10 protein-coding genes are annotated in these 13,157 nt (G+C 67.5%); 7 read left to right on the forward strand and 3 right to left on the reverse strand.

Features of this window, described 5'->3' with window-relative positions:
* The first annotated feature begins 98 nt into the window (after positions 1 to 98).
* The 4 genes from AC1Z3O_RS28825 (at position 99) to AC1Z3O_RS28840 (ending at position 4,269) form a co-directional block, all read left to right on the forward strand.
* Positions 99 to 1,442 carry an MFS transporter gene (locus AC1Z3O_RS28825; protein WP_483519791.1) on the forward strand — a complete coding sequence of 448 codons (1,344 nt, stop codon included), beginning with the start codon at positions 99 to 101 and terminating at the stop codon, positions 1,440 to 1,442.
* A gap of 167 nt (positions 1,443 to 1,609) precedes the next feature.
* On the forward strand, positions 1,610 to 2,752 hold the full coding sequence (locus AC1Z3O_RS28830; RefSeq protein ID WP_483519792.1) for a porin: 1,143 nt from the start codon (positions 1,610 to 1,612) through the stop codon (positions 2,750 to 2,752).
* 140 nt (positions 2,753 to 2,892) lie between these two features.
* Positions 2,893 to 3,309 (forward strand): DUF5990 family protein, encoded by a 417-nt coding sequence (locus AC1Z3O_RS28835; protein ID WP_483519793.1) that lies wholly within the window; start codon positions 2,893 to 2,895, stop codon positions 3,307 to 3,309.
* Positions 3,310 to 4,269, forward strand: coding sequence for a GNAT family N-acetyltransferase (locus AC1Z3O_RS28840; protein WP_483519795.1), 960 nt, complete (start codon positions 3,310 to 3,312; stop codon positions 4,267 to 4,269).
* Positions 4,270 to 4,343: 74 nt separating this feature from the next.
* On the opposite strand, the gene AC1Z3O_RS28845 is transcribed toward AC1Z3O_RS28840, so the two are convergent.
* From AC1Z3O_RS28845 to AC1Z3O_RS28855, 3 genes are all read right to left on the reverse strand, one after another.
* Complete coding sequence (locus AC1Z3O_RS28845) at positions 4,344 to 5,216, reverse strand: hypothetical protein (protein WP_483519797.1); 873 nt, start codon at positions 5,214 to 5,216, stop codon at positions 4,344 to 4,346.
* Positions 5,204 to 6,298, reverse strand: coding sequence for an NAD(P)H-dependent flavin oxidoreductase (locus AC1Z3O_RS28850; RefSeq protein WP_483519799.1), 1,095 nt, complete (start codon positions 6,296 to 6,298; stop codon positions 5,204 to 5,206). Before AC1Z3O_RS28850 ends, AC1Z3O_RS28845 begins: the two co-directional genes overlap by 13 nt.
* Before the next feature lie 224 nt (positions 6,299 to 6,522).
* Positions 6,523 to 7,659, reverse strand: coding sequence for a sensor domain-containing diguanylate cyclase (locus tag AC1Z3O_RS28855; RefSeq protein WP_483519800.1), 1,137 nt, complete (start codon positions 7,657 to 7,659; stop codon positions 6,523 to 6,525).
* A gap of 277 nt (positions 7,660 to 7,936) precedes the next feature.
* Here AC1Z3O_RS28855 and AC1Z3O_RS28860 point away from each other — a divergent pair, with 277 nt between their 5' ends.
* From AC1Z3O_RS28860 to AC1Z3O_RS28870, 3 genes are read left to right on the forward strand one after another with little or no spacing between them, the layout of a single operon-like run.
* Positions 7,937 to 9,478: a class I adenylate-forming enzyme family protein gene (locus AC1Z3O_RS28860; RefSeq protein WP_483519802.1), complete on the forward strand. Its 1,542-nt coding sequence runs from the start codon at positions 7,937 to 7,939 to the stop codon at positions 9,476 to 9,478.
* Positions 9,479 to 9,537: 59 nt separating this feature from the next.
* Complete coding sequence (locus tag AC1Z3O_RS28865; protein WP_483519804.1) at positions 9,538 to 10,800, forward strand: branched-chain amino acid ABC transporter substrate-binding protein; 1,263 nt, start codon at positions 9,538 to 9,540, stop codon at positions 10,798 to 10,800.
* A 28-nt stretch (positions 10,801 to 10,828) separates the two neighbouring features.
* Positions 10,829 to 12,976: a 3-hydroxyacyl-CoA dehydrogenase NAD-binding domain-containing protein gene (locus tag AC1Z3O_RS28870; protein WP_483519806.1), complete on the forward strand. Its 2,148-nt coding sequence runs from the start codon at positions 10,829 to 10,831 to the stop codon at positions 12,974 to 12,976.
* Positions 12,977 to 13,157 lie beyond the last annotated feature (181 nt).

Below are 13,157 nucleotides of genomic sequence, written 5' to 3' on the forward strand. Positions count from 1 at the left end.
GGGCCACGCGCGCCGTTGCGCCCCAAGCGCCAAGCGCCAAGCGCCAAGCGCCAAGCTCCCACACATTCAAACAAAGCAATTCCACAAGGAGGAGACCCATGACAACCGACATCCGGGAAACCATCAACCACGGCCCCATGCGCCGCTTCCAGGTCATGGCCATCGTGATCTGCATCGCGCTCAATATGCTGGACGGCTTCGACGTGCTGGCCATGGCCTTCTCGGCCTCGCACCTGACCACCGACTGGAAGCTCAGCGGCAAGGAACTGGGCCTGTTGCTCAGCGCCGGCCTGTTCGGCATGGCGGCCGGCTCGCTGTTCCTCGCCCCCTGGGCCGACCGCTTCGGCCGCCGCCCGCTGATCCTGTTCTGCCTCGTCACCATCGCGCTCGGCATGCTGTGGTCGGCCCTCACGCACGGCGTCGCGGAAATGGCGGCCTCGCGCGCGGTCACCGGCATCGGCATCGGTGGCATGCTGGCCAGCATCAACGTGATCACCGCCGAATACGCCTCCGACAAATGGCGCAGCACCTGCATCAGCCTGCAGGCCACCGGCTATCCGATCGGCGCCACCATCGGCGGCGCCATCGCCGCCTTCCTGCTGATGCACTACGGCTGGCGCAGTGTCTTCCTGTTCGGCGCGCTGATCACCGCCGCCATGATCCCCGTGGTGCTTGCGCGCCTGCCGGAGTCGCTCGACTTCCTCGTCGCCCGGCGACCTGCGGGCGCGCTCGACAAGCTCAACACCCTGCTGCGGCGCATGGAACGCGCACCGGTCTCCGTCCTGCCCGCCCCCGTGGCCCGGGAGCGCGAGGCCGAGGGCCGCGGCGCACTGCGCAGCCTGTTCGCAGGCCGCCTGGCGGCCGACACCCTGATGTTGTGGGCCTCGTTCTTCCTGATCATGTTCAGCTTCTACTTCGTGCTGAGCTGGACGCCCAAGCTGCTGGTGGCGGCAGGCCTGTCGGCCCAGCAGGGCATCACCGGCGGCGTGCTGCTCAACGTGGGCGGCATCGTCGGCGGCACGGTGTTCGGCGTGATGTCGGCGCGCGTCGGCCTGAAGGCGCTGCTGTGGACCTGCTTCGTGCTCACCGCTGCGCTGATGGCCTGCTTCGGCATGGTTGTCGACACCCTGGCCATCGCCTTCCCCGTGGCCATGGGGATCGGCGCCGGCATCTTCGGCTGCATGGCCGGCCTCTATGCCTTCGCGCCCATCCTCTACCCCGCCGCCAACCGCACCACCGGCATGGGCTGGTCGATCGGCATGGGCCGCTTCGGCGCGGTGCTGGCCCCCATCGCCGCGGGCGTGCTGGTCGACGGCGGCTGGCCGACCGGCTCGCTGTACTACGTCTTCGCCCTGCCCCTGCTCGCCGCCACGCTGAGCGTGGCCCTGCTCGGCCGCGCGGGCGTGCGCGGCGCGCAAGCGGCCCCCACTGCGGCGCACTGACGCTGCCCCCCCCGCCGCGCGGCACGGCTGCCGTGCGGCCCGGTCCGGTATCTGAGGATGCCGGACCCCAATCCCAGGGAAAACAACGAATCCGGCAGGCCCGATGGCCTGGCGGCGGGGCGGCGCATTGCCGCTCGCTACACAACGAGAAGAAGGGAGAACCGTCAATGCGAGCAACGAAACGAACCGGGAAACAAGCCGCAAAACAGGCAACGAAATGGGCCGCTGTTGCCGCCCTGTCCCTGCCGGCCATCGCATCGGCCCAATCGTCCGCGCCGCAATCCGTCACGCTCTATGGCGTCATCGACAGCGGCGTGGAATATGTCAGCAATGTCGGCGCCGGCAAGCATGATGTCGTGCGCATGCCCGGCCTGTCCGGCACGGTGCCCTCGCGCTGGGGCCTGCGCGGCGCGGAGGATCTCGGCGGCGGCCTGAAGGCCGTGTTCTGGCTGGAGTCCGGCTTCGCCCCCGACAGCGGGGCCAGCAACCAGGGCGGCCGCCTGTTCGGGCGGCAAGCCTCGGTCGGACTGGCCGGCAACTGGGGCCAACTCAGCCTCGGCCGCCAGTACACCATGCTGTTCTGGGCCATGGCCGAACCGGACATGCTGGGGCCGAACACCTTCGGCTCGGGCTCGCTGGACAGCTACATCCCCAACGCCCGCACCGACAACTCTCTCGCCTACAAGGGCACGTTCGGCGGCCTGACGGTGGGCGCGACCTACAGCTTCGGCCGCGACACCGTCAATGCCGGCCCCAGTCCGGCAGGCACCAATTGCGCCGGCGAGACTCCGGGCGACGCGCGCGCCTGCCGCGAATGGTCCGCCCTGCTCAAGTACGACGCGGCCCGCTGGAGCGTGGCGGCCGCCTATGACTCGCTGCGCGGCGGCCCGGGCGCCTTCGCCGGGCTCACCAGCAGCGCCCTGCGCGACGACCGTCTCTCGCTCAACGGCTACGCCATGCTGGGCGAGGCCAAGGTCGGCCTCGGCTGGCTGCGCCGCGACAACCGCGCCAGCACCACGCCGCGCAGCGATCTCTGGTACGGCGGCGTCTCCTATCCGGTCACGCCCGCCTTCAGCGTGGACGGGGAGGTCTTCCACTTGCGCTACCACGACAGCGCCAACAAGGCCTGGCTGTTCGCCGCGCGCGGCACCTATGCCTTCAGCAAGCGCACGTCGGTCTATGCCACCGCGGGCTATATCAGCAATCTGGGCGACCTGGCGCTGTCGGTCAGCAACGGGCAGGCCGGCGCCAATCCGGCGCCCGGCGGCAAGCAGCTCGGGCTGATGCTGGGCATGAAGCAGATCTTCTGAACGATCCCCGGGCGGCCCGGCTACATCCATTGCTATCATTGGGGCAAGGCCGCCCCGCCCACCTCGTCGACGGCTTGCTACCCGGTTTCACCGTCTACGAACCAAGAGCAAGCCGCGCGACCGGTGGACGACACAAGGATATGCAGATGAGCGATTTTCCCCGCGACGTCCAGGTGACCCTGCTATGCAAGTCGCTGCCGCAGATCGAGGAGCCGGCGACCGTCGGCATCCAGGACAAGAACCAGGACGTCCGTGAAGGCACGCGCAAGCGCGACGGTTCCTTCGAATTCCAATGCGTGATCCAGGCTCGCGACAAGGGCGCCGGCCAACTCGATTTCGCCGGCCCCTTCGTTCACGGCACGCCGGCGGCGCGCTTTGTGTACCTGAGCTGGAAACGGACTGCCGCAGCCGCGGCGCCCTGGGTGCAGCGCGTAAAGATACCGCTGGTGTTCAAGGCCGCCGATCTCGGGGCGGCGACGGCGATCCGCGCGGACATTACCGGCCGCCGACCCCACGCGACCGAGCAGATTGTCTGGACGATCACGGAGCGCAGCTGAATGAAGACGCTGGCGGCGCCCCTGCAAACCGACAGGCTGCAGTTGCATGCCTTGTGTCCGGACGATGCGCCAGCCTTGTTCGACCTGTTCCACGATCCCGACGCGATGCCGTATTGGCACACGCTCCCGCACAGGACGGTGGAAGAGACGCGGTCGGCCATCGAGGCCATGCTGCGTCCGCCGCGCGCCTGCTGGTGGGCCGTGCGGACTGCCGCAAAGCACGAGACTAAGCAGGAGACGATCGGGTTCCTGGGTTATCTCGGGTTCGGCACCGTTCCGGGCTTCGGTTATGCGATCCATCCCGCGCATCGGTCGCGGGGATACGCGGCGGAGGCGGCGCGAGCCGCATTGGATTTCGGCTTTCGGCAACTGGATCTCGACCGTGTCGAGCTGTGGATCCATGAGGCCAACACGGCATCCCGGCGGCTCGCCGAATCACTGGGGTTCGCGCGACGCGGCTGTTTCCGCCAGATCTATCTGCGCGAGGGACGATCGCGTGAAACGTCGGTGTATGGCGGCACGCGTGCGCAGTGGCTCGGGCGCGATGCACCGGCGGACGATCGGGCGGCGGTGCCCGAAGACGGCGGGCCGCAGTTCTATGGGGTCGAGCCGATCCTGGAGGTGGCTGACGTCGTCGCCGCCGTGCAGTTCTACCGAGAGCAACTGGGCTTTACGGTGGAATTCGTGTTTGGCGACCCGGTTTCGCATGCCGGATTGTTCCGCGGTGAGTGGTCTACGCAGGGGCTGCGGCTGCAACTGACACAGCGGGGACAAGCGTCGGGTGCGCCTTCCGGTGCGCTTTACCTCTCGGTCGCGCCGCGACTGGACATGCTCTATGACGAGTACCGGCAGAAGAACGTGCCGATCGTCGAGGCGCTTGCCGTGCAGCCCTGGGGGCGGCGCGAATTCACCGTCCGCGATCCCGATGGCCATCTGCTGCGCTTCGGCGAGCCGGCCTAGCTAGCCGGATAACGTCCCGGCACGTACACCGCGCGTCAAATGTACGCAGCCAGATTGACACAGCGCCCGAAAGCTCAGCGCAAACCCAGCGCCTGCGCGAGGCTTTGGGCCTCGGGGAACCAGTGCTGCAGCGCCAGGCCCAGCCCGATGGCCAGCACGGCGACGGAGATCGCGGGCAGTGCCGATACGCGCAAGGCGGCGCGCAGCCAGTCGGCCTCATCGGCACGGCGCGCCACGCGGACCATGCCGCCGGCCAGCAGCGCCTCGAAGGCGATTTCGGCCAGCATCAGCGGCCCCTGTCCGAGCACATAGACGGCACCCAGCACGGCGGCCACCAGCAGGCCCAGGACCAGCAGCACCACACCGAAGAGGTCGTCGGCGTCACCTGCTCCCTCCAGCGCGTCGCCGATGCCCGTGGCGGCGCTGTCGCTGTCGGCCAGCTTCGTCAACTCGGCCGAATCGAAATTGCCCGACGCCCCGCCGCCGTCGAAGGTGCCGCCCTGCCCCGCCACCTGCGGCGACGGGCCGCGGCGCGGCAGGGGCAGCCACTGCGCCACATCCGCCACGACGTCGGCAACGCCCTCCCCATCGGAGGACTCCTGGGCGCTACGGCGTTCGCCCAGGCAACCAGACAATCCCACGTAAGCCAGCCAAAGACGCACCGCGAGCAGAAAACCGAGGTACGCCGCCACCGTCGCCAGCCCGTATCGCAGCGGCAGCGATGCCATGCCGGCTATCCATAGCAGCTTGCTGGCCAGCACGCCGATCGACAGCGCCCACAGCGCGATCAGCATGACGTGGCAGCGGACAAAGAATCGGCTTGCGAGCGCCGCCAGCACGCGGCGCTTGGCGAGCGGCTCGGGTGTCGGCAGCGCGGCGCCGGCGCGCTTGCGGCCGCGCCCCGAGGGCCGGGTGGAGGGGGTCGGCCCGGCAGTCATGCGCCGCATGATCCGGTCGCCGCCTGGCCTGCACGGCTGTCCAGTGCCGCACCCAGGCCGGCGGCGCATTGCTGCGCGGCGGCCCAGATCTGCTGCGTGAGCTGCGTCGCATCCGCCTCGCGCGCAAGGGCGGCCGCTTCGCCAGACCAGAGCAAGGAAAAATCGCCGCTGCCTGCCTTCTCGAAGGCGGCGCGCAGCGGATCGACGGCGCCGGTTGCGAGCGGGAACTCTGGAGCGGCGGCACACATGGGGCCTTGTTCCCGCATGAAGCGGGTCAGCAGTCCGCGGGCAGGCCTCCCCGTATAGAGGTTGGTCAGCCGCGTCATGTCATCGCGTGCACCGCGCACCGCGGCGCGGTGGATGGCGGAGCGGCCGGCCTGGGGTGTCAGCAGGTAGGCGGTTCCGATCTGCACGGCGCTCGCGCCCAGGGCGAAGGCAGCAGCCACGCCACGGCCATCGGCGATGGCACCGGCGGCGATGACGGGCAGGCGTACCGCATCGACGATCTGCGGCAGCAAGGCGAACAAGCCTGGCTGCGCATGGATATCCTCGCTCAGGAACATGCTGCGGTGGCCGCCTGCTTCCGCGCCCTGCGCAATGATGCCGTCGACCCCGCGCGCCTCCAGCCACCGCGCTTCCTCGACCGTGGTGGCCGAAGACAGGATCATGGCGCCCGTAGCGCGCACCCGCGCCAGCAGGCCTTCGCCGGGCAGGCCGAAATGGAAGCTGACGACGGCCGGCCGGGTCTCCTCGATGACCTCGCACGTGGCTTCGTCGAAAGGCGCCCGGCCCGGCCCGCTCTGGGCGGCCGACAGGTCGAGGCCGATCTCCCGGTAGTACGGGGCAAGCAAGCGGCGCCAGTTCTCCTGCGCCTCCTCGTCTGGCTGCGGCGGGGTGTGGCAGAAGAAGTTCACATTGAACGGGGCCGACGTCGCCGCACGGATCGCCGCGACCTGCTCGCGCAATTGCGCAGGCGTCAGCGCGGCACAGGCCAGCGAGCCGAGGCCCCCGGCCTCGCAGACCGCGATCGCGAGCGGGCTCAGGGAACCGACCATCGGCGCTTGGATGATAGGAAGACGAGAAGGCAGCATAGGCAGGGGACTCTCGTGGCATGGCCGGCGAGCGCCGGTCGATCAGTCTCTCATCGGGCGTTCGTGAGTTCGCAGAAGCGCTGCCCGGGGTCCGAAAGGCATCAATCGGCACATTCTAGCCGGTGGCGCGCACCCACGCCAGCAAGGCTTCCTCGGGCAGGCCGGCAGGCTCGACAACCCTGCTACGCAGCTTGTGAACCCCAATCCTTAGGCCTGCTTCCAACTCAGGCGGCCAAGGTATCGTCGCCCGCATAGAGCACGCACCGATTGCGGCCACCCAACTTCGCCTGGTACAGCGCCTCGTCTGCCTGATCGATCAAGCGCTGCGGGCTCACAGCCATGCCCGCCGTACATGCCACGCCAACCGACAAGGTCACCGGCTCCTGGACTGCCGCATTGAGGGCGCCGGGCATCGAAACCTGCGCCCGGTACCACTCCGCGCGATTCTGCGCGGCATCGGGGTCCAGCTCAGGCAGCAGTATCAGGAATTCCTCACCGCCATAGCGGCAGACGACGTCGTTGGGGCGCACACCTTGCTGCAGCAGCCTGGCCACGTCCTGAAGCACCTGATCGCCGGCCGAGTGACCGTAGCGGTCATTGATCTGTTTGAAATGGTCGATATCGATCAATAACACCGCGACCGGCTTGCCGGCCTGGCTGCCACCGTCGAATTCGCGCTGCAAGGCGTCGTTCAGATAGCGGCGGTTATACAAGCCCGTCAGCGGGTCCCGGTTGGCCTGCTCCGAGAGCTGTGCCTGCAGGGCCTGCACGGCCTCCAGCTGACGCTGCAGCGCCTGTTCGCTTTGGCGCAGCTTGTGGCGGGTCTCGCTCAGGGTGACCGCCCTGGTATAGGCACCGCGCGCAAACATCAGCAAATAGCCGGTCAGGCACGCCATGCTCAAGGCTGTCACCGGCATCGTCGTGTCCGGCTCGAAGCGCAGGCCGAACAGGACCACCGACACGGCAGCCCCCAGCCCCGACAGCGCCACTGCCTCCAGTGCGCCGCGAAGCCCACGAAACGCCGCCAGATTGATGCAGCCGCAGACCAGCAGCAGGTAGGAAATCCAGAGCGGAAAACCCAAGCAGGCGGCCCACAAGCCGAAGCAGCAGGCATCCAGGCGCAGGTTATTGATTTCGGCCGCCAAGGGATTACGCGCGTACTTGGCCACCACATAGACCACATGGGGATAGACCAGAAACTGAAGCGACATCAAGGCCCATGCCACCGGGCCATCCCCTCGGGCACGAAAGTGCAAGGCAAAGATCGCGAAAACGATCCACCACGAAGCGGTCCGATTGCGGTGGTTCATCTGCACCACCCAATGCGCAGCCATCGGCTGGTTCTGATTCTTGTTTTCCATACTCTCGACGGAACCTTAGAGCCTTCCTCGGCCACCTACGCACAGTGAACCGATGGTCGGATTTCATTCCCGATGCCTAGGGTGCCAGATTCCCCGGCCATTTTCCAACCCCCCAACTGCCGCACTCTCAGCGCGCAGCCAATTGGCGCAAGACACTGCCTGCTTCGGATTGTAAGGTGCCGGTACGCCGCCGGGGGTCAGCTTTGCCACTCCACTCGGCAACGCACGCCAGGGTACACACGCGTGCACCGGTCCAGAGGAGACCAGAGGAGACGCCATGACCACGCAAGAAGAAGCAGCCCGCCTGACGAGCCAGGCCGCAGGCTTGAACGTTGCCGCCCTGTGGCGCCAGCAGGTGGCGCGCAGCCCGGAGCGGGTGGCACTGCAGCAGGGCGAGCACCAACTGCGCTATGCCGAGCTTGACCAGCGCGTGCGCCGCCTGGCCAATGGCATCCGCGCGCATGGCGTGCAGCGCGGCGACCGCGTGGCCGTGCTGGCGGAGAATCGCCTCGAGTATATCGAGCTGGAACTCGCCGCCGCCTTGCTCGGCGTAATCCTGGCTTGCCAGAACTGGCGACAGGCGGACGAGGAACTGCTGCATTGCATCCGCCTGGTGTCGCCGCGAATGGTGTTCGTCTCCGCGCGCTATGCGCAGACGCTGGCCCGCCTCGCGCATGATGTGCCCACCGTGATCGAACTGGAAACGGAGTACGAGCCGCTGCTGGCCGCCGCACCGGATACCCGACAAGCGGAAGATCCCGAGCCCGAGGATGGCCTGATCATCCTCTACACCAGCGGTACCACCGGCTTGCCCAAGGGCGCGCTGATCAGCCATCGCGCGATGATCGCCCGTTCGATGATCAGCCGCGCCGATGGACTGCAGGCGCCTGGCGACACCTTCATTGCCTGGGCGCCGCTGTGTCATATGGTCTCCACCGATTCCGTCTACGGGCTCCTGACCAGCGGCGGGAAGGTGATCGTGATGGATGGGCCGGACGCCGACCAGATCGTGGCCCTGAGCGCCAGTGAAAAGATCGGCCACCTGACGCTCATTCCCGGCATGGTGGAGCGCGTCATCGAGGCCGCGCGGCGCGCCACGGTTGGTCCGCTGGCCGCGCGCACGCTCGGCTGCATGGCCGACCTTGTGCCTGCCGCGCAGATCGCCGAGGTCACGCGCCTCTTCAACGCGCCATTCCTGAACTCCTTTGGCTCCACCGAGACCGGTGCCGCGCCGGCCAGCCGCCACCTGATTCCCGTGGGCGAGCTGCCGCGTTCGCTTTCCAAGTGGCAGAACTCCCATTGCGTGGTGCGGCTGGTGGATACCGATGGCGCGGAGGTGCCAGACGGCAGCCCAGGCGAACTCGCCATGCGCGGCCCCAGCCTGTTCAGCGGCTACTGGGGTGCGCCGGAGGCCACGGCCAAGGACTTTCGCGACGGCTGGTTCCACATGGGCGACGTTTTTGTTCGCAACCCAGATGGCAGCCTGGACTACGTGGACCGCCGCAAATACCTGATCAAGTCCGGCGGCGAGAACATCTACCCGGCTGAAATCGAGCGCGTGCTGCTGGCCTGGGAGCGCATCGCTGACGCAGTCGTGGTGCGTCGTGCCGATGCGCGCTGGGGCGAGACGCCGGTGGCCTTCGTGGTCAAGGCGGATGCGTCTCTCACAGGCGAACAGGTAGTGGCCCACTGCCGTGGCCGCATCGCCGACTACAAGCTGCCCAGGTCTGTGATCTTCATCGATGCCGCTGATGTGCCGCGCAGCACCACCGGCAAGGTCAAACGGCATGAACTGGAGGCGCGCCTGGCTGCGTCGTAGCCGCCCTGCGCAGCGGCCTGCCCCCTCATCTTCCCTTCTTCCCTATTTGAAGGACTGCCATGTTCCACGCTGAATCCCCGCGCCTGTCCAGGCCGCTGCTTGCCGCGCTCTCCACGGCGATGCTGCTGGCGTTCTCGCCCGCTCAAGCCGAGACTGTGCGCATTGCCTACATCGATCCCCTCTCCGGCCCCTTCGCCGCCACCGGCGAGAACGTGCTCAAGAGCTGGCAGATGGTGGCCGACATTGCCAACCGCGAGCACTGGGCCGGAGACAACGTGTTCGAGGTCACCGGCTTCGACAACAAGGGCAGCCCCCAGGAAACGCTCACCGTGCTCAAGACGGTGATCGACCGCGGCTACCGCTACGTAGCCCAGGGCTTCGGCTCGGGCGCCGGGCTGGCGCTGCTCGACGCCATCGACAAGCACAATGCGCGCAACCCCGGCAAGGAGATCGTCTACCTGAACACCTCGGCCGGCGATCCCGACATGACCAATGCCAAATGCAGCTTCTGGCATTTCCGCCTGGATGCGCACGCGGACATGAAGATCAACGCGCTGACCAACTTCATCATTGCCGACAAGGCGGTGAAGAAGGTCTACCTGATCAATCCCGACTACGCTTTCGGCCATCAGGTCACGCGCGCCGCACGCGCTGACCTGACGGACAAGCGCCCCGACCTGCAGATCGTCGGCGAGGTGCTGCACCCGTTCGGGCAGGTGAAAGACTTCGCACCCTACGTGACCAAGATCGTCGCGTCCGGCGCCGATGCCGTGATCACCGGTGACGCTGGCAGCGACCTGGCCCTCTTTGTCAAGGCCGCGCGCGAAGGTGGGCTGAAGGCGAATCTGTATACGCTGTTCGGCAACAGCAGCGGCGTGCCGGCGGCGATGGGTGCGGCGGGCGCGGACCGCGTCAAAAGCGTGCCCTACTGGCATCCCAATAACGAGACCTTCGCCGGCAAGGAAATCGTTGAGGCCTTCCGCAAGAAGTACAACGACGACTACTACTCCGGCGCCACCTATGCGGGCTTGGCGCTGCTGTCGCACGGCATCAAGCAGGCCGGCAGCACCAACCCGGTCAAGGTGGCCTTCGCCATGGAGGGTATGAAGTTCAAGAGCCTGAACGGCGACGTGGAAATGCGCAAGAGCGACCACCAATTGCAGCAGCCGCTGTATATCGCCACCTGGGTCAAGGTGAATGGCCGCGACGTGCGCTATGACCAGGAGGGCACCGGCTACGGCTGGCAAACCAACCGCAAGTTCGACACCTATGGCGCAATGCTGCCGACCACCTGCCAGATGAAGCGGCCCAATTCCCCTTGATGCTGACAAATAACCCGAAGGAAGCTCCATGCACGACTCCACCAGCGAGCAGCCCGTAACCCTGGAGCGCCGGGGCGCCATCGGCCTGCTGCGCATCAACAATCCGCCCGTCAACGCGCTGTCCAAGCAGACCGTGGCGGCGCTGGCGCGGCAGGTCGATGCCTTCGAGGCGGACGGCAGCCTGCGCGCGCTGCTGGTCTATGGCGCGGGCCGAACCTTCGTGGCCGGCGGCGACATCGCCAACTTCGAGGCACCGGATTTTGATGCCGGTCCCTACAACCGCATCCTTGGGCGGTTGGAGGCGAGTCCGCGTCTGGTCGTGGCCGCGTTGCACGGTACGCCGCTGGGCGGTGGGCTGGAACTGGCGCTGGCCTGCCATTACCGCGTGGCGCTGCCGGACACGCGGGTTGGGTTGCCGGAGGTCAAACTTGGGCTGCTGCCGGGTTCGCTCGGCTCGCAGCGCTTGCCGCGCGCCGTCGGCGCCGCGCCTGCGCTGGAGATGATGCTCAGCGGTCGCATGGTCGATGCACCAGAGGCGCTGGCGGCCGGCATCATCGACGCTATTGCCGACGAAGAACAGCAAGGCGAGCAAGGCGCATTGCGCGCCGGTCTGCACTACCTGGAAAGGCTGCTTGCGTGCGGCGCCTTGCCGCAGCGCTTGAGCGAACGCAGCGCCGCCACTTCCGGCCTGCCGCCCGATTTCTTTGAGCAAGCGCGCCGCAAGGAAGCCGCGGGCGCCGCCCGTTATCCCGCCCGCGCAGCCATTCTGACCGCTGTGGAGGCAGCCGCCACGCTGCCGTTCGCGCAGGGTGAGCTCATCGAGGCGGACCTGCTGCGAGCCTGCGTGAAGTCCCCGGAGTCGCGCGCCATGCGTCACCTGTTCTTCGCCGAACGCCAGGCCGCCAAGATCCCGGGGCTGCCCAGAGGGTTACCGCTCAAGCCGGTGGAGCGAGTGGCCGTGATCGGCGCCGGTACCATTGGCAGCAGCATTGCCATCCTTCTCGCCAATGCGGGTCTGCCGGTGGTGCTGGTGGAGCGGGATGCGGACGCGCTGGAGCGCGGGCTGGCCGGCGTGCGCGACAACGATAAGGGAGCACTGGCGCGTGGCGAGATCAGGCTGGATCAGTACAACGCGCGCACGGAGCGGATCCAGGGCACCGTGGCCCTGAGCGACGTGGCTGGCTGCGACCTCGTGGTAGAGGCCGTGATCGAGGACATGGCCATCAAGTCGCAGCTGTGGCAGCAGCTGGGCGCGCTGTGCAAGCCTGGCGCCATCCTTGCCACCGCCACCTCCACGCTGGACGTGAACACGCTTGCAGATGCCAGTGGCCGTCCGGCCGACACGGTCGGACTGCATTTCTTCAGCCCCCTCAACGTGATGCGGTTGCTGGAAGTGGTGCGGGGCCATGCCACCGCGCCGGCGGTGCTGGCCACGATGATGCAGTTGGCGCGGCGCATTGGCATCGTGCCGGTGGCGACCGGTCTTTGCCATGGCTTCATCGGTAAGCGCATGGCCGAGGTGTACCTGCGCGAGGCCGAGTTCCTGCTGATGGAGGGCGCTACGCCGGCTCGGATTGACGCGGTGATGGAGAAGGAAGGCATGGCCATAGGGCCATGTCGCATGCTCGACCTGGCCGGCGTCGACGTCGACGCGCGCAGGGTGATCCAGTACGGCAAGGCCGGCGGCTTGCCGCCCGATGCGAGCTACCGCGCGGTGGTGCGCAAGCTCTACGAGCTGGGCCGCCACGGCCAGAAGGCCGGCGCCGGCTTCTACCGCTACAAGGGCAGCGAGGCGCAGCCCGATTACCACGTTACCGAGATCTGCACGGAGTTGGCGCGCAAGCACGGCCTCGCCCGTCGCAACGAAATCAGCGACATCGAGATCGTTGAGCGGTTGTTTTACCCGATGGTCAATGAGGCCGCGCAGATCATGGACGAGGGCATCGCCTACCGTGCCGGCGACATCGACATGGTGTGGACTGCCGGCTACGGCTTCCCCGACTATCGCGGCGGCCCGGTGTGGCTGGCGGACGAGCACGGCATCGCGCGAATTGCCGAGCGGCTGGCACACTACGCGGGCGAACGCGGCAACGCCTACGGCTATTGGAACGTATCGCCGCTGCTCGCCAGGCTGGCCCGCGAGGGCAAGCGCTTGTCCGACTGGAGCGCGCTGTAAAGCGCTGAGCCAGCGGCCTGGCATGATCCTCTATGCCAGACCGCTGGCAGCCGATGGTCGTCCTGAATGCGCTGTTCGCCGGGCTAACCGAAGCGGGCTATCTGGCTGAAAGCCCGCTGGCGCTGGCCAACTGCTACTGCGCTTGTAGACTGGCTTCGTCCTCGGCCAAGGCCATTCAGCA

Source organism: Cupriavidus sp. 09_S30 (assembly GCF_056930435.1).

Coding starts and splice junctions, on each gene's coding strand:
- AC1Z3O_RS28840 (WP_483519795.1), top strand. CDS start 3,310: ATGAAGACGCTGGCGGCGCCCCTGCAAACCGACAGGCTGCAGTTGCAT.
- AC1Z3O_RS28845 (WP_483519797.1), bottom strand. CDS start 5,216: ATGCGGCGCATGACTGCCGGGCCGACCCCCTCCACCCGGCCCTCGGGG.
- AC1Z3O_RS28835 (WP_483519793.1), top strand. CDS start 2,893: ATGCAGATGAGCGATTTTCCCCGCGACGTCCAGGTGACCCTGCTATGC.
- AC1Z3O_RS28825 (WP_483519791.1), top strand. CDS start 99: ATGACAACCGACATCCGGGAAACCATCAACCACGGCCCCATGCGCCGC.
- AC1Z3O_RS28860 (WP_483519802.1), top strand. CDS start 7,937: ATGACCACGCAAGAAGAAGCAGCCCGCCTGACGAGCCAGGCCGCAGGC.
- AC1Z3O_RS28870 (WP_483519806.1), top strand. CDS start 10,829: ATGCACGACTCCACCAGCGAGCAGCCCGTAACCCTGGAGCGCCGGGGC.
- AC1Z3O_RS28865 (WP_483519804.1), top strand. CDS start 9,538: ATGTTCCACGCTGAATCCCCGCGCCTGTCCAGGCCGCTGCTTGCCGCG.
- AC1Z3O_RS28830 (WP_483519792.1), top strand. CDS start 1,610: ATGCGAGCAACGAAACGAACCGGGAAACAAGCCGCAAAACAGGCAACG.
- AC1Z3O_RS28855 (WP_483519800.1), bottom strand. CDS start 7,659: ATGGAAAACAAGAATCAGAACCAGCCGATGGCTGCGCATTGGGTGGTG.
- AC1Z3O_RS28850 (WP_483519799.1), bottom strand. CDS start 6,298: ATGCTGCCTTCTCGTCTTCCTATCATCCAAGCGCCGATGGTCGGTTCC.